Genomic DNA, 14,723 nt, shown 5'->3' on the forward strand with positions numbered 1-14,723 from the left:
CCTCCAGGAGGAAAAGAGAAGAACTCAGAGGGCGTCGCCCATGGCCTCGCCCAGGCGCACGGTGTTGCCGGGCGCCCAGTCGGAATGGAAGGCGATGGTGTCGCGCGGCCAGAGCAGCACCACGGTCGAACCGAGCAGAAAGCGGCCCATCTCCTCGCCTCGCTGCAGGTGCACCGGGCTGTCGTCGTAGATCCACTCGCGCACCGTGCCCGGGCGCGGCGGGTTCACCACGCCGTGCCAGGTGGTGGCCATGCTGCCAACGATGGTCGCACCCACCAGTACCTGCACGAAGGGCACGGTGGCCTCGCCCACCTGCAGGTCGAACACGCAGACGACGCGCTCGTTGCGCGCGAACAGCCCCGGCACGCCCTGCGCCGTGGCCGGGTTCACTGAAAACAGCTCGCCGGGCACATGCACCATGCGGCGCAGCGTGGCCGTCGCCGGCATGTGGATGCGGTGGTAGTCCTTCGGGCTGAGGTAGATCGTGGCGAAGGCGCCGTCGTCGAACAGCGCGGCCAGCGCGGCGTCACCACCGACCAGCGCGCGCGTGCTGTAGGTGTGGCCCTTGGCCTGGTAGATCTGGTCGCGCGCGATGGCGCCGAACTGGCTGATCGCGCCGTCCACCGGACAGACGAAGGCGGCGGCGGCCAGCGGCCGGGCGTCAGGCCGCAGCGCGCGGGTGAAGAACTGATTGAAGCTCGCGTAGGCCGTCGGGTCCGGGTTCGCGGCCTCGGCCATGTTCACGCCGTACTTGCGGATGAAGCGCCGAATGATCCACTGCGTGATGGCGCCCCACCGGCCATTGGCCACCCAGCCACCAAACTCGGTGAGCGCGCGCTTCGGGAACAGGTATTGCAGGGAAACGGCGAAAGACATGGGTGGGGAATCCGGTGCGACAAGACCCTCTCGGGCAGCCCCGCATTGTAGGGCTCGTGCCTGCGGCGTCCCGGGTGAGCAGGCACAATGCCGGCACATGACAGACACGCTGTTCGAATGCCGCCACCTGGTCAAACACTATGGCGACAACACCGTGGTGAGCGACCTGGGTTTTGCCATCCATCCCGGCGAATGCCTGGGCGTGATCGGACCCAACGGCGCGGGCAAGACCACCACCATCCGCATGTGCCTGGGCCTGACCGCGCCAGACGCGGGCAGCATCACCGCCTTCGGCCTGGACATGCCGCGCGACGCGCTGGCCATCAAGGCGCAGCTCGGCGTGGTGAGCCAGATGGACACGCTGGATCCGGACTTCTCGTGCGAGGAAAACCTGCTGGTCTACGGCCGCTACTTCGGCCTGCCGGCCCACCAGGTACGTGCGCGCATCCCGCAACTGCTCGATTTCGCCGCGCTCGCGCACAAGGCCGATGCCAGGCCCGGTGAACTCTCGGGCGGCATGAAGCGGCGCCTGTCGCTGGCGCGTGCGCTGGTGAACGACCCGAAACTGCTGATGCTCGACGAGGCCACCACTGGCCTGGACCCCCAGGCGCGCCACCTGATGTGGGAACGCCTGCAGATGCTGCTGCAGCAAGGCAAGAGCATCCTGCTGACCACGCACTTCATGGACGAGGCCGAGCGCCTGTGCTCGCGCCTGCTGGTGCTGGACCATGGCCGCAAGATCGCCGAAGGCCGCCCGCGCGAACTGATCGCGCAGCACCTGGAGCCCGACGTGGTGGAGGTGTACGGCAACGGTGCGCTGGCGCTGGCCCAGGCCGAAGAACATGCCGCCATTCGCGCACTGGCCGCTCGCGTGGAAGTGAGCGGCGAGACGGTCTTCTTCTACACCGCTCAGGCCATGCCGCTGCTGGCGGCGCTGGGTGCGCACCACCACCTGCGCACGCTGCACCGGCCAGCGAATCTGGAGGATCTGTTCCTGAAACTCACAGGCCGGCAGATTCGGGAAGATGGGTAGACCATGAACACACAGACACTGACTGCAACGCCTTCCCATTGGTCCCCGCCTCGAATCTCCATGAGATGGTGGCCCGTGTTCCTGCGCAACCTGCTGGTCTGGAAGAAGCTCGCCATTCCCAGCCTGGTGGGCAACATCGCCGAGCCGCTGATGTGGCTGGTGGCCTTTGGCTATGGCATGGGTGCGCTGGTGGGGCAGGTGAACATGAGCACGCCACAAGGTAGCGTGGCCGTGCCCTACATCCTGTTCCTCGCCAGTGGCAGCATCTGCATGAGCGCGATGAACGCGGCCAGCTTCGAGGCGCTGTACTCGGCGTTCTCGCGCATGCACGTGCAGAAAACCTGGGACGGCATCATGAACGCGCCGGTGAGCCTGGACGATGTGGTGCTGGCCGAAATGCTGTGGGCCGGATTCAAGGCCCTGTTCTCGGTGACGGCCATCATGGGCGTGATGCTCGCGCTGGGCATCAGCCATTCACCCAAGCTGCTGCTGGCCTGGCCGGTGCTGCTGGGCGTGGGCATCACGTTCTCGTGCATTGCCCTGGTGTTCAACGCCCTGGCGCAGGGCTACGACTTCTTCACCTACTACTTCACCCTGTTCCTGACACCCATGATGTTCCTCTCGGGGGTGTTCTTTCCGCGGGAGCAGTTGCCGCACGCGGTGCGGGTGGTGTCGGACTGGCTGCCGCTGACCAACGCGATCGAGCTGGTGCGACCGCTCTTCATGGACCAGTGGCCTTCCCAGCCGTGGCTCCATGCGTTGGTGCTGCTGGCCTATACCGTGGCCGCTTTCTGGCTGGCGCTCGCGCTCACGCGCAAGAGATTCGCCAGGTAGCACTCAATGCACGGCGTGCAGCGCAGGCTGGGCTTCGCAGTACAGCTCGCTGCCGGAATCCATGAAGTCTTCGGCTTCGATCACGGCGTCGTATTCGCGCGCAGCGGTGTCGTAGATCTTCGGGATCAGGGGCTTGTCCAGCGGGCGGCAGATGCGCTGGCGCAGGCCGCGCAGGTTGGCGCTGCTCTCCATGGCGCTGATCACGGCCTCCGGATCGAGCATCAGGACGAAGGGATTGAGGCGGGTGGCGGTGGTGGACATGGCGGATTCCTAACGGTGAAGAGGGGTGTCACAAACGGGCTGTCGATGAAACAAACTGTATCGATCGCCTTCCGGACCGTTAAGTCGGTGCACACCCATTCGCGCTGTAGGAACTTGCCTGACACGGGGTGCGATGCGCCTACGCCCCACCCGTGACATCCGTCACGGCCCGCGGCGCAAGGCCTCCACGCTGGCCCGCACCACCGATTGCACACTGCCTGTCTCCTGGAACTGGTTGCGCAGGAACGTGGCGTGGTTGCCCGAGCGGCCGGCCGTGCGCTCGATCTCGTCGAGCGCGGCCAGCGAGTTCAAGGCCACGCCGTGTGGCGCGAGGAGACGCAGCGTGGCCAGGATGTCTTCACGGATGCTGATCTGCTCGCGCGTTCGGGGGTTGACCATCATGCCGTCCAGCCCGAAGCGGCAGGCCTGGAAACGGTTGTAGGTGTAGACCAGGTAGTCGTCCTCTTCGGGCGGCGGCTCGTTGCGTTCCAGCAGGTGGCGGCACAGCGCCTGCAGGTAGCAGGCCAGGCCGGCGGCGCGCTCCACCGTCAGCGGCGTGTCGCACACGCGCAGCTCGATCGTGCCGTACTCGGGCTTGGGCCGGATGTCCCAGTAGAAGTCCTTCATGGACTTGACCACGCCGGTGCTCTCCATCTTGGTGAAGTAGACGTTGGCGAACTCTTCCCAGCTCAGCATGAAGGGCGCACGGCCGCTGAGCGGGAACGCGAACACCGAATTGAGGCGCGCCGAATCGAACAGCGTGTCCACGCCCTGGGAGAACGGGGAGGAGGCCGACAGCGCGATGAAGTGCGGCACGTAGCGGTTGAGGGAGTGCAGCAGGAACAGCGCCTCGTCGGCATTCGAGCAGCCGATGTGCACGTGCTGGCCGAACACGGTGAACTGCTTGGCCAGATAGCCATAGAGCCCGGAGAGCTGCTGGAAGCGCGGCTTGGAAAAGATGCGCTGCTCGAACCAGCGCTGGAACGGGTGCGTGCCGCCACCGGCGATCTCGATGTTGAGCCGGTCGCCCGCCACCACCAGCGTGTTGCGGATCTGCTGCAGCTGCGCCAGCAGCGGGCCGTGCTCGCGCTGCACGTCGGTGGCGATCTCGATCATGCTCTGCGTCATCTCGGGCGTGACCACGCCCGGGAAGGGCTTGCGCCGCAGCAGTTCGAGCAGGTCGTTGGCGCTGCTGGAGAGGTCGAAGTCGTAGGAATTGACGAGCTGCAGCTCGAGCTCCACACCCATGGTGAGCGAGTCGGAGGACTTGAATTCTTCCAATGGCATGGCTACTCCTTGGTCACGTGGGTTTCGTGCGCCACCATCAGCGTGCGCTGCGTGACCACCGGGCCCAGCAGCTCCTGCAGCAGCATCATGCCGGCCATGACCGAAAGCACCTGCACCGCCGGCGCAAAGCCATACAGGCGGCTCTGTTCCAGCAGCAGGATCGCGAACGCCGACATGGGCGTGAGCGCCAGGCCGGTGAGCAGGCCCTTGCGTTCGGTGATGCCGGACAGGCGCGCCGCCAGCAGGTTGCAGCCCACCTTGGAGGCCGTGCGCACCAGGATCAACCAGCATCCCAGCAGCATGCCGGTGCCGACATCGGCCCAGTCGAGCAGCGAGGCGATGTACACGAACAGGAACACCGAGAGCAGATCGCCACCGGTACCGAAGTCGCGCTGCGCGTTGGTCAGGTGCACACGCCGCTCGCGCGCCACGATGCCGAAGGTGAGCGCGGCCAGCAGGGGCGAGAGCTTGAGGCCATATGCCGCGGTGGTGAGCAGCAGCACCGACAGGGCGAACACCACGGTGACGCCCCGCTCGTGCGTGCTGCGTCGGCGCAGCAGCCAGGGCACGGCCACGCCGAGCAGGCAGCCCACCGCGAGCGAGATCGCCACCACGTACATGCTGCCGAAGGAGGCCAGCACCAGGTCCCCCGAGGTGCTGAGGTACCAGTAGCCCACGACCACCTTGAGCGCGATCACCGACATCAGGCAGTTGATGGCGCACAGGTGCAGCACGCGCTCGGTCACCTGCCCGGCGCTGCGCAGCTCGTTGGCCACACGCACGATGCCGGCCGGCGAGGCGGAAACGGACAGCGCCGCGATGATGAGGCGCAGGTCCACGGTGAGATCGAACCAGGCGCTGGCCCAGTAGATCGCGCCGAAGGTGACGGCCGACTCCACCACGCCGAGCAGCAGCACCCAGGGGTTGTGGCGGAACCAGCGCAGGTTGATGCGGTAGCCGAGTTCAAACAGCACCAGCGAGAGCGCGACATTGGCCAGAAACGGCAGGCCCGGCACGTCGTTGGTCAGACCCGGCAGGTTGACGAGGCCACCCAGGAGGCCCACGGCAACGTAACTCGAGACGCGCGGCAGATGCCAGGCTTCATAGACGCGCTCGCCGACAAACCAGGCCAGCAGCAGCATCAGAGGCCAGGCGATCGACTGCAGCAGGAAGTTGTAATCAGTGACCATGGGCGGGACTCCTGGTTGGTGGCCTGGGGGCGGTGCCACGGTGGTGCGTGGCGCACCGGCGACCCTGCTGGCAACCCGGCGTCAGCGAAGCGCTGCATCGAAGACCGGGACTCGAATCGGAAACCGCGGCTCGGCGTACCGGCCGCGGGGGATGGTCAGACCGCGAAGCGCTGCGCGAGTTCTCGCAGGTGCAGCTCTTCGAGCACCTGCTCCAGGCGGAGTCGGGCCCGTTCACGAGCACCTGCGCGGTCCGGGTGCATTCTACGGGCCAGGATCAACTCGTTTTTCATCGAATGTTCCCAGCCCACCAGTTCGGTCACCGTGACGGTGTAACCATGTGCTTCGAGTTGCAGGCAGCGCAGCACGTTGGTGATCTGGCTGCCGAATTCGCGCGTATGCAGCGGGTGACGCCACAGCTCGGCCAGTGGCGTGCGTGAGAGGCTTAGCGCCTTGTGCTGGCGCATCACACCGGCCACCTCCGCCTGGCAGCAGGGCACCAGCACCATGTGGCTGGCTTGTTTCGCCAGGCCAAAGCGAATGGCGTCGTCGGTGGCGGTGTCGCAGGCGTGCAGCGCGGTCACCACGTCGATGCGCTCGGGCAGATCGGGGTGGGAAAGCGATTCCTGCACGGTCGCCGCGAGAAAATCCATGCGCGCGAAACCGAGCTTTTCGGCCAGCGCGCGCGACTTGTCGACCAGCTCGGTGCGCGTTTCCACGCCGGTCACTCGCCCGGCGGTCTTGTCCTTGAAGAACAGGTCGTACAGGATGAAGCCCAGGTAGGACTTGCCCGCGCCGTGGTCGGCCAGTGTGACGTCTCCGCGCGCGGCCAGTACCTCGGCCAGCAGCGGCTCGATGAACTGCACCAGGTGGTAGACCTGCTTGAGCTTGCGCCGCGTGTCCTGGTTGAGCTTGCCCTCGCGCGTGAGGATGTGCAGCTCCTGCAGCAGGGCGATGGACTGGCCCGGCCGCAGTTCGGGCAGTTGCTGCTGCAGCGTGGGCGCGGCTCGTGCGGAGGCCTTGTGTTTCGACATGCGCCGATCATAGAGAGGTGCGGGTCGCCCAGCGGCGACAATCGTGCATGACCTCAGAGCACGACAGCAGCCACCCCTACAGCGCACTCACCCCCGACGTGGTGCAGGACGCGCTGGCCCACATCGGCCTGTGGGGCGACGGGCGCATGAGCGCGCTCAACAGCTTCGAGAACCGTGTCTACCAGATCCACCTGGAGTCGCCGCTCGACGGGGTGGACCAGGTGGTGGCGAAGTTCTACCGGCCCGGGCGCTGGAGCGATGCGCAGATCGGGGAAGAGCATGCCTTCGCCGAGGAGCTGGTGGCGGCCGAAATCCCCGCGGTGCCGCCACTGCGCGTGCAGGGCCAGACGCTGCACCACTTCAATGGCTTCGCCTTTTCCGTAAGCCCGCGCCGCGGTGGCCGCCGGCCCGAGCTCGAGGACTTCGAGGTGCTTGAATGGACGGGTCGTTTCCTGGCCCGCATCCACAGCGTGGGCGCGGCGCGGCCGTTTGTCGAACGCCCCGCGCTGGACGCCGCGAGCTTCGCGCACGAGCCGCGCGACTGGCTGATGGAACATGGCGCGATCGCCAAGGAGGTGCGCACCGCCTGGGCCGCCGCGCTCGAAGAAGCGCTGGCGCTGATCGAGGTGCACGCGGTGCTCAAGCCGGATGCGGCAGTGGACGAGGACGGCATCCGGCGCATCCGCCTGCACGGCGACTGCCACCCGGGCAACATCCTCTGGACACCCGAAGGCCAGCCCGGCGCCGGCCCGCACTTCGTGGACCTGGACGACGCGCGCACCGGGCCGGCCGTGCAGGACCTGTGGATGCTGCTCAGTGGAGACCGCCGCCAGCAGACGCAGCAACTCGGCGCGCTGATTGACGGCTACGAGCAGTTCCGACCGTTCGACCGGCGCGAGCTCGCGCTGATCGAGCCGTTGCGCACGTTGCGCCTGATCCACTACAGCGCCTGGATCGCGCGCCGCTGGGACGACCCGGCCTTCCCGATCAACTTTCCCTGGTTCGGCAGCCGCGACTACTGGCAGGGCCAGGTGGACATGCTGGTCGAGCAGATCGAGGAGATGCAGGGCGAGCCGCTGATGGCCTGAGCCGAGCAGGGCCGCGCCACCCGCGCCCGAGCGCCACCGTCACTGCGTCAGTACAGCGCTCAGATACAGCTCGCTGGCCAGTCGCGTCATGGGCCCGGGCTTGCCGTCCCCGATAGCGCGGCCATCGATCCGGGTGACGGGGGTGACACCGCCCAGGGTGCCGGTGACGAACGCCTCGTCGGCCGAGTACACCTGGGCCAGCGTGTAGTCGCATTCGCTTGCGGGACGTCCATCGGCGCGCCAGACATCGAGCACCTTCTTCTGCGTGATGCCTTTGAAGCTGTAGGCCCCGGTGGATGTCCACAGCTCCCCTTTGCGCACGATGAAGAAGTTGGTGGAATTGCAGCTGGCCACGAAGCCTCGCGGGTCGAGCATGAGCGCCTCGTCGGCCCCCATGTGGATGGCCTGCATCAGGGCCTGGATCAGGTTCAGGCGGCTGTGTGAATTGAGGCGCAGGTCAAACACGTCCGGGCTGCTGGTGCGGAACGTGGATGTCAGCAGGGAAAGGCCCCTGGCCTGCACCTCGGGTTTGGGTGTCTTGAATTCGGCCACGATGACCACTGTCGCTCCGCCCACGACAAAGCGCGGATCCTGGTTGGGCGTTTTCTTGACGCCGCGCGTGATCATCAGGCGCAGGTGCGCGCCATCGTGCATGTCGTTGCGCTCGAGCGTGGCGTACATGGCCTCGGCCACCTGCTCGCGCGTCATGCCGATGTTCAGCGCAATGGACGCGGCCCCTTCGAACAGGCGGTCCAGGTGCGCCTCCAGGCTGATGAGCTTGCCCTTGACCAGCCGCAGGCCCTCCCAGATGCCGTCACCGAGGACGAAGCCGCTGTCGAACACGGACACCCGGGCTTCGTGCCGGGGGACGAACGCGCCGTTGACGTAGATCAGCACGTTCTCGTTGCGAGGATCCGGCAAATAGCCCTGCGCGCTTTCGGTGGTGGAGTGGGGAGTGGCAGACATGCGGGTTTCTTTCAAGTCTTCAGAAGCTGAATTCGTTGTGGCGCGCGAGGAAATCCTGGGTGCGTTTCTCGCGCGGGTGTTTGAGCACTTCGTCGGGCGTGCCCGATTCGTGGATGACGCCATCGGCGATGAACAGGACGCGGTTGGCGAAGTGGTATGCGAAGCCAATCTCGTGGGTCACCAGCAACATGGTGCGCCCCTCCTGCGCAAGGGCCCGGATCACCCGCAGCACCTCGCCGACCAGTTCCGGATCCAGCGCGGACGTGGGCTCATCGAACAGCAGCAGCTCGGGCTCCATGGCCAGGGCGCGTGCAATGGCCACGCGCTGCTTCTGCCCACCAGAGAGGCGCGCCGGGTATTCGTCGGCTTTCTCCGCCAGGCCGACGCGCGCCAGCTGGCTGCGCGCCTTCTCCAGCGCTGCCTCGCGTGGCATGCGCTGCACCGTGCGCAGGCCTTCGGCCACGTTGCCCAGCACCGTCATGTGAGGAAACAGGTTGAACTGCTGGAACACCATGCCCGCACGCTGGCGCACACGGGTGAGTTCGGCCTCGGTGTAGCGGCGCTGCGTCCCATCGTGGCGCTGCGGCAGGGCCGACCCTATGGCCTGCCCGGCCAGCTCGATCGTGCCGGCACTGGGCATTTCCATGAAGTTGATGCAGCGCAGCAGCGTGCTCTTGCCCGATCCCGACGCGCCCAGCACCGCGATGCGGTCGCCGGGATGCACGTCGAGATCGATGCCTTTGAGCACCTCGTTGGTGCCGAACTGCTTGCGCAAGCCGCGGATGCGAAGCAACGTTGGGGGGGATGTGGAAGTCATGGGCAGGCCCGTGGGTTTTCAGTCTGATCGCCGCAACCTGCGCTCCAGCGCGTAGGTGGCCTGCACCAGCGGGAACAGGAAGGCGAAGAAGGCCAGCGCGATCACGGTATAGACCTCGATCGGGTTGTAATTCAGAGAGGCGATCAGCTTGCCCTGCTGCAACATCTCGGCATAGGACACGGCCGAGGCCAGCGTCGACATCTTGAAGATCTCGATGCCGCGGTTGGTCATGGCCGGCAGCATGCGCTTGAGCGCCTGCGGCAGAATCACCCGGCGCATGGCCTGCGCCGTGCTCATGCCCAGTGCGCGCGCACCCTCCCACTGACCGCGTTCGATGGACTGGATGCCGCCGCGGTAGATTTCCGCCGAAAAGGCGGCGGAGTTCAGCGAAATGCCCAGCGCGGCGGCCATCAGCGACGAGACCTCGAACGGCACCAGCATCGGCAGGGCGAAGTAGAACCAGAGGATCTGCACCAGCACCGGCGTGTTGCGAAAGAACTCCACGAACAGGCTGGCGGGCAGATAGAACAGTTTGCGCGTGGAGTATCGGGCCAGGCCGACCACCAGACCCAGGCTCAGACCACACACAAGGCAGATCACGAAGATTCGCAACGTGCCCACCGCCCCGACCAGCAACGCATCCGTGTTGGCGAAAACCGAAGCGAAATCCCAGGCGTAGTCCATGGCAGGCCTCAATGCACGGTGGTTTCGCCACTGACTGCCAGCCGGCGTTCAAGCCGATGGGCCAGCACACTGACGCAGAAGATGAAGATGAAGTAGATCAGCGCCGTGACGGTGAACACCTCCAGCGGGCGGAACGTCTTCTGAGCCAGTTCATTGGCCTGGAACAGCAGATCGGCGTACGAGACCGTGGCCACCAGGGTGGTGGTCTTCATGAGCTCGATGGCGCGCTCCATGAACGCAGGGATCATTCGCTTGACGGCCTGGGGCAGGATGACCCGGCGCATGACCTGTGATTCGGACATGCCGATCGCTCGCGCTCCCTCCCATTGCCCGCGCTCGATGGAAACGATGCCGCCGCGAAACACTTCGGCGAAGAACGCGGCGGACTGGATGGAGAAGGTCAGCGTGGCCGCCAGGTAGGGTGTCATCTCGACCTGGATGAGGATGGGCAGCGCGAAGAAGAACCAGAACAGCTGCACCAGCGGGGGCGTCGTGCGGAAGAACTCGATCACGAAACCCGCGGGCCATGCCAGCAGCCGGCGGCTGGACAGCCGCAACAGGGCCAGCGCCAAACCCAGCGGGATGCCGAAGGCCAACGCGCTGCCCGTCACCTTCAGCGTGTTGGCCAGGCCCTGCGCCAGCATGCCCGCGTTGAGGAACACGGGGGAGAAGTCCCATTCGTACATGCCGTGCCTTGCGCGGGGGGGTGAAGACGGAGCGCCCGGGTGCCCGCAGGCTCAGAGCCTCAGAGCATTTCCTTCATGACCGGCGGCGATGCCTTCGGGTCCAGGCCAAAGCCGACCAGGAACTCCTCGTACCACTTCTGCGTCTGGCCGCTCTTGTAGTGAGCGGCGAGGGCCTCGTCCACGAAGTTCAGGAAGTCCTTGTTGTCCTCGCGGCGCACGGCTGCGCTGGAAGGTTGCGACTGCGCCGGCGTGGGCACCACGATCTTGCCGCGACCCAGGCGCTGGCGCGCGGCCAGCAGGGGCGGATGGAACAGGCAGACCGCGTCGGCCCGGCCCGCCTGGAACGCGGCAATGGCTTCGGAGTTGCCGGGAAAGCGCTGAATCGTCGCCTTGCCCACGTTTTCCGTGAGAAAGCGGTCCATGCTGCTGGCCTGCGGCACGGCGATGCGCACGCTGGCCTGGTTCAGGTCTTCCCACCGGGTGACAGCGAGATCATCGCGGGCGAGAACGGCCATGGAATAGAAGAGCAATGGCGCCTTGGGAAAGTCCACCGCCTGTGCGCGCTCCGGGGTCGCGTCCAGCATGTACATGATGTCGATCTTGTTGCTTTGCAGAGCGGCAATGGCGGTGCCCCATGTGACTTCGACGGCTTCGAATTTCACCCCCAGCGCGCTGGCCATGGACTTGCCCATGGACACACCCAGGCCGCTCGACCACTCGCCCGTTCGGGGATCTTTCGAGTACCAGGGCGGCGCCTGGGTCACGCCAACGCGCAGCACGCCGCGCTGTTTGATGGCACCCAGGGCGCTGGCGCCCTGGGCCAGCGCGTGGGGCGCCCACATCAGACCAAGACCAGCGGCGGCCATGCCCGCAAGTGTGTGGCGGCGGTTCATCGTCATGTCAGTTCTCCTTCGAGAGCGGTTGGGGAGGCGAAAGAAAGTTTTCGGTCTGGGTCGCACCACGTTTCATGTGGTCCGCGATCTCGGCCAGCATGGCCGACAGGTCGTTGCCCAGGGCGGCGACCATGTAGCTGTCGTGGCCGTCCCGGCGGGGGCCGCGCATGGCATTGGCCCGGTGGTGTGCCGCCCAGTACAGCTGCAGGCGGCCGCGCAGGCTGCGCCAGCTGATCTGCAGCAACCGGTGACCGGAGATTTCGTAGACCAGGCCATGAAAGTCGAGCTCGGCCAGGATGCTTGCTTCGTCGTCGCCCTGGTCGATCTTCTCGGTGAGCACGGCATGGCGCCTGCGCAGTTCCGAGCGGAAGTAGTCGTCCCGCCGGTTCCAGGCCTGCTCGAAGGCGAAACGCTCCAGCGTCACGCGCATGGAATAGATCTCGCGCACATCCTCCACGGACAGCGAAATGACATGCGTGCCGGTGTAGGGGATGGAGACGATCAGGCCCTCCTCGATGAGCTGGCGCATAGCCTCGCGCAGTGGGCCCCGGCTCACATCGAACTGGGCCGCGAGCGCGGTTTCCACCAGCGGCGTGCCCGGCGCGATGCGCCCGCCCAGGATTGCAGAACGCAGGCTCTCCGCGATGTGTTGCCTGAAGGTGTGCTTGGGCAGCCTGCCCACCCGGAACGCGTCGGCGGCAGGCTCGGATGAAGTGGTTGGGACGGTTGACACTTTGAGTGCTGATGATCGATTGTCAACAATGTAGGCGCAAATCTGCGCAGGCGCAAGCCGGTGAAAACCCGGGGCGCAGACCTTTGCCCGATGCCGGCCTGCATCGGGTGCGGCCGGGCCGACCTCAGACCGCGTCCATCACCGCCCGAAGGAACTGCCGCGTGCGCTCGCTCTGCGGGTTCTCGAAGAAGGCCTGTGCCGGACCCTGCTCGGCGATGCGGCCCTGGTCGAAGAAGCAGACGCGGTCGGCGAACTCCCGCGCGAAGCCCATCTGGTGGGTGACCATCAGCATGGTCAGGTCGTGCGCCTGACCGAGCTCCCGAATGACGTTGAGCACCTCGCCGCACAGTTCGGGGTCCAGCGCGGAAGTGACCTCGTCGAACAGCATCACCCGGGGCCGCATGGCCAGCGCGCGCGCAATCGCCACGCGCTGCTGCTGTCCGCCCGAGAGCTGCGCCGGGTAGTGGTCGAGCTTGTCGCCCAGGCCGACCATGCGCAGCAACTCGCCGGCGCGCTCGCGGGCTTCGTCCGCGCCCAGGCCGAGCACCGTCATGGGGGCCTGCATGCAGTTCTTCAGCGCCGACATGTGCGGAAACAGGTTGAACTGCTGGAACACCATGCCGACCTGGGCGCGCATGCGCCGCAGGTGGGCCGCGTCAGCGGGCACGAGCACCTGCCCGCGCCGCATGTGCGTCAGCGGCTCGCCGTTGACCTCGATCACGCCACCGTCAATGGTCTCCAGCGTCATCAGCATGCGCAGCACTGTGGTCTTGCCCGAACCCGAGGGGCCGATGATCGCGACCTTCTCGTTGGCGGCAATGTCCAGGTCGAGCCGATCAAGCACGGTCAACGGTCCGTAGCGCTTGGTGACTTCAGCAAACCGCACCATGGGCGTGCCATCGGCGCACGGGCTGTCGGTGGGCCCGTGGGCAAGGTCTGGTGGGGAGTTCATGTGCGCGTCTTCCTGCGTCGGTTGAGGTGTTGTTCGAGCTGCCGGATCAGGGCCGCGGAGACCAGGCTGAAGACCAGGAAGAACAACCCCACCAGGGTGATGGGCTCCGTGTACTGGAAGCTCTCGGAGCCCAGGATCTTGGCGGTCTGCATCAGCTCCAGCACCGCGATGACCGACAGCAGCGGCGTCTCCTTGAACAGCGCGACCAGGTAGTTGCCCAGCGCGGGCACCACGGGTGGAATCGCCTGGGGCAGGATGACGTCCTTGAAGGTGGTCCAGGGCGACAGGTTCAGCGCGACAGACGCCTCCCACTGACCCTTGGGCACGTTCTCCAGCCCAGCGCGGTAGACCTCGGAGCAGTAGGCGCCGTAGTGCAGGCCCAGGGCCAGCACGCCGGTAAGCATCGCGTCCATCGCAAGGCCGAATTCCGGCATCACGTAGTACAGGAAGAAGATCTGGATCAGCAAGGGCGTCGAGCGGATGAATTCGACCACGCCGCCCACCGCCAGCCGCAACCACGCAGGCCCCGCCATGCGGCCGATGGCCAGTGCCATGCCCACCACCAGGGCCAGCCCGAAGCCCATCACGGTGGCCTTGATGGTGACCAGCGAGGCCTCAGCCAGGATCGGCATCACCTCCCAGGCGTAGCCCCAGTCCCAGATGGCGTCCATCAGGCCACCCTCCCGCGCCGCAGGCCACGCGTGGCGCGCTTCTCCAGCGCGCGCACGCCCAGCGTGATCAGCACCGAGAGCACCAGGTACATCAGCAGCACGAGCGAGAACACCTCGAAGGTGCGCAAGGTGTTCTGGTTGATCTGCTGCGCCTTGAAGGTCAGGTCCGACAAGGTGATGAGCGAGACCAGCGACGTGGCCTTGAGCAGCTCAATCAGCAGGTTGCCCCAGGGCGGGATCATGGCCACGAAGGCCTGGGGCAGGATGACATGCCGCAAGGCCTCGCCGCGGCTGAAGTTCAGCGCGGTGCAGGCCTCCCACTGGCCACGCGGCATGGCCTGGATGGCGCCACGCACCACCTCGGCCCCGTAGGCTCCGACGTTGAGCCCGAGCGCGACGATGCCCACCGTCATCGGCCCCAGCGTGATGCCGAAATGCGGCAACACGAAAAACAGCCAGAAAAGCTGCACCAGCGCCGAGGTGCCACGAAAGGTCTCGATGTAGGCCACCGCGAGCCAGCGCAGCGGTGCCGGCCCGAACAGCTTGGCCAGGCCGGCCAGCACGGCCATGACGGTGGCCAGCAGAGCACCGCCCAGCGCCACCGTCACGGTGACCTGGGCGCCTCGCAGCAGCTCGGGCAGGAACTCGCGAAACCCCGCGAAACTCGCAACCACCAGACCCGCCACGAAGCTGACGAGCACGGTGGCCACCCACACGGGCG

The 14,723-nt window shown here is 66.4% G+C and carries 17 protein-coding genes; 3 read left to right on the plus strand and 14 right to left on the minus strand.

Going from position 1 to position 14,723, the window contains the following annotated elements:
* Window positions 1-24: 24 nt before the first annotated feature.
* The gene (gene asd / locus K5880_RS20240) at window positions 25-876 is read right to left on the minus strand and encodes an archaetidylserine decarboxylase (RefSeq protein ID WP_297656734.1); all 852 of its coding nucleotides are present in this window, start codon (window positions 874-876) and stop codon (window positions 25-27) included.
* A 97-nt stretch (window positions 877-973) separates the two neighbouring features.
* Between asd and K5880_RS20245 the strand changes: the two genes are divergently transcribed.
* Window positions 974-1,909, plus strand: coding sequence for an ATP-binding cassette domain-containing protein (locus K5880_RS20245; protein ID WP_297656737.1), 936 nt, complete (start codon window positions 974-976; stop codon window positions 1,907-1,909).
* A gap of 3 nt (window positions 1,910-1,912) precedes the next feature.
* On the plus strand, window positions 1,913-2,743 hold the full coding sequence (locus K5880_RS20250; RefSeq protein ID WP_297656740.1) for an ABC transporter permease: 831 nt from the start codon (window positions 1,913-1,915) through the stop codon (window positions 2,741-2,743).
* 3 nt (window positions 2,744-2,746) lie between these two features.
* Here the strand turns inward: K5880_RS20250 and K5880_RS20255 are convergent, their stop codons facing one another.
* The 4 genes from K5880_RS20255 to K5880_RS20270 all read right to left on the minus strand — a co-directional run bounded on the left by K5880_RS20255 (window position 2,747) and on the right by K5880_RS20270 (window position 6,512).
* Window positions 2,747-3,004, minus strand: a complete 258-nt coding sequence (locus tag K5880_RS20255; RefSeq protein WP_297656743.1) for a hypothetical protein — start codon at window positions 3,002-3,004, stop codon at window positions 2,747-2,749.
* A 162-nt stretch (window positions 3,005-3,166) separates the two neighbouring features.
* Window positions 3,167-4,291, minus strand: a complete 1,125-nt coding sequence (locus K5880_RS20260) for a YbdK family carboxylate-amine ligase (protein WP_297656746.1) — start codon at window positions 4,289-4,291, stop codon at window positions 3,167-3,169.
* Window positions 4,292-4,293: 2 nt separating this feature from the next.
* A complete protein-coding gene (locus tag K5880_RS20265) occupies window positions 4,294-5,481 on the minus strand; it encodes a cation:proton antiporter (RefSeq protein ID WP_297656748.1) in 1,188 nt (395 codons plus the stop codon).
* Between the two features lie 155 nt (window positions 5,482-5,636).
* A complete protein-coding gene (locus K5880_RS20270; protein ID WP_297656751.1) occupies window positions 5,637-6,512 on the minus strand; it encodes an SAM-dependent methyltransferase in 876 nt (291 codons plus the stop codon).
* Between the two features lie 47 nt (window positions 6,513-6,559).
* On the opposite strand from K5880_RS20270, the gene K5880_RS20275 reads away from it, so the two are divergent.
* Entirely contained in the window at window positions 6,560-7,600 is a 1,041-nt protein-coding gene (locus K5880_RS20275; protein WP_297656754.1) for a serine/threonine protein kinase, read from the plus strand.
* Window positions 7,601-7,639: 39 nt separating this feature from the next.
* Here the strand turns inward: K5880_RS20275 and K5880_RS20280 are convergent, their stop codons facing one another.
* From K5880_RS20280 to ehuC, 9 genes are all read right to left on the minus strand, one after another.
* The gene (locus K5880_RS20280) at window positions 7,640-8,566 is read right to left on the minus strand and encodes an aminotransferase class IV (protein ID WP_297656757.1); all 927 of its coding nucleotides are present in this window, start codon (window positions 8,564-8,566) and stop codon (window positions 7,640-7,642) included.
* A gap of 19 nt (window positions 8,567-8,585) precedes the next feature.
* Window positions 8,586-9,383: an amino acid ABC transporter ATP-binding protein gene (locus tag K5880_RS20285; RefSeq protein ID WP_297656760.1), complete on the minus strand. Its 798-nt coding sequence runs from the start codon at window positions 9,381-9,383 to the stop codon at window positions 8,586-8,588.
* A gap of 18 nt (window positions 9,384-9,401) precedes the next feature.
* Window positions 9,402-10,067, minus strand: coding sequence for an amino acid ABC transporter permease (locus K5880_RS20290; protein ID WP_297656763.1), 666 nt, complete (start codon window positions 10,065-10,067; stop codon window positions 9,402-9,404).
* Between the two features lie 8 nt (window positions 10,068-10,075).
* The gene (locus K5880_RS20295; protein ID WP_297656766.1) at window positions 10,076-10,753 is read right to left on the minus strand and encodes an amino acid ABC transporter permease; all 678 of its coding nucleotides are present in this window, start codon (window positions 10,751-10,753) and stop codon (window positions 10,076-10,078) included.
* 59 nt (window positions 10,754-10,812) lie between these two features.
* On the minus strand, window positions 10,813-11,652 hold the full coding sequence (locus K5880_RS20300) for a transporter substrate-binding domain-containing protein (RefSeq protein WP_297656769.1): 840 nt from the start codon (window positions 11,650-11,652) through the stop codon (window positions 10,813-10,815).
* Between the two features lies 1 nt (window position 11,653).
* Complete coding sequence (locus K5880_RS20305) at window positions 11,654-12,379, minus strand: GntR family transcriptional regulator (protein WP_297656772.1); 726 nt, start codon at window positions 12,377-12,379, stop codon at window positions 11,654-11,656.
* A 124-nt stretch (window positions 12,380-12,503) separates the two neighbouring features.
* Window positions 12,504-13,331 carry an ectoine/hydroxyectoine ABC transporter ATP-binding protein EhuA gene (gene ehuA, locus K5880_RS20310; RefSeq protein ID WP_297656775.1) on the minus strand — a complete coding sequence of 276 codons (828 nt, stop codon included), beginning with the start codon at window positions 13,329-13,331 and terminating at the stop codon, window positions 12,504-12,506.
* Entirely contained in the window at window positions 13,328-14,002 is a 675-nt protein-coding gene (gene ehuD / locus K5880_RS20315) for an ectoine/hydroxyectoine ABC transporter permease subunit EhuD (RefSeq protein ID WP_297656778.1), read from the minus strand. Before ehuD ends, ehuA begins: the two co-directional genes overlap by 4 nt.
* Window positions 14,002-14,676: an ectoine/hydroxyectoine ABC transporter permease subunit EhuC gene (gene ehuC, locus K5880_RS20320; RefSeq protein WP_297656884.1), complete on the minus strand. Its 675-nt coding sequence runs from the start codon at window positions 14,674-14,676 to the stop codon at window positions 14,002-14,004. Before ehuC ends, ehuD begins: the two co-directional genes overlap by 1 nt.
* Between the last annotated feature and the right edge of the window lie 47 nt (window positions 14,677-14,723).

The sequence above is a fragment of the Hydrogenophaga sp. genome (assembly GCF_025699295.1).
Taxonomy (GTDB): domain Bacteria; phylum Pseudomonadota; class Gammaproteobacteria; order Burkholderiales; family Burkholderiaceae_C; genus Hydrogenophaga.